Source organism: Pseudomonas sp. GW822-FHT06D10, assembly GCF_058799535.1.
The window spans coordinates 1-629 of record NZ_JBXALN010000022.1 but is presented as its reverse complement, the minus strand read 5'-3'; the positions used below and the strand labels follow the sequence as shown (position 1 = coordinate 629).

Sequence of the window (629 nt, the reverse complement as noted above, 5' to 3'; positions counted from 1 at the left end):
GAGCGCGACTATTGCGTGCAGTACGACGAAAGCGACCTGCATTTCATCCAGCGCCTGTGCGAAGAAGAAGGCCTGCATTATCACTTCCAGCACAGCCGCGAGGCGCATTTGCTGGTGTTCAGCGACAACCAGAGCGTGTTCCCCAAGCTCGGGCGGCCCACCGCCTACGTGCAGGGCAGCGGGCTGGTGGCGGACGAGCCGGTGATCAGGGGTTTCAGCGTGCGCCTGGAAACCCGCGCCAGTCGTGTCACCCGGCGCGACTACGACTTCGAAAAGCCGCGCCTGCAAATGGAGGCCGCCTACAAACCCGACGCCCAGACCCAGCAACCGGACCTGGAGGACTACGACTACCCCGGGCGTTTCACCGATCGCGAACGGGGCAAGTTCCTCAGCCAGCGCGCCCTGGAACGCCATCGCGCCGATTACCTGCAAGCCGAAGGCTGGGGCGATGAGCCGCGACTGGTCAGCGGGTACTTTCTGCAGTTGGCCGAGCACCCGCGTGGCGAGTGGAACAACCTCTGGCTGCTGACCCAGGTAAGCCATGAGGGCAAGCAGCCCCAAGTGCTGGAGGAATCGATCAACAGCGACACCGAGACCGCAGACGGCTTCCAGCAGGGCTACCGCAACCG

General features: G+C 64.2%; 1 protein-coding gene. It reads left to right on the top strand.

Annotation, left to right across the window (positions count from 1 at the left end):
• A partial coding sequence (tssI, locus tag AC1RL5_RS31860; protein WP_492634775.1) for a type VI secretion system tip protein TssI/VgrG occupies positions 1-629 on the top strand: 629 nt, incomplete at both ends.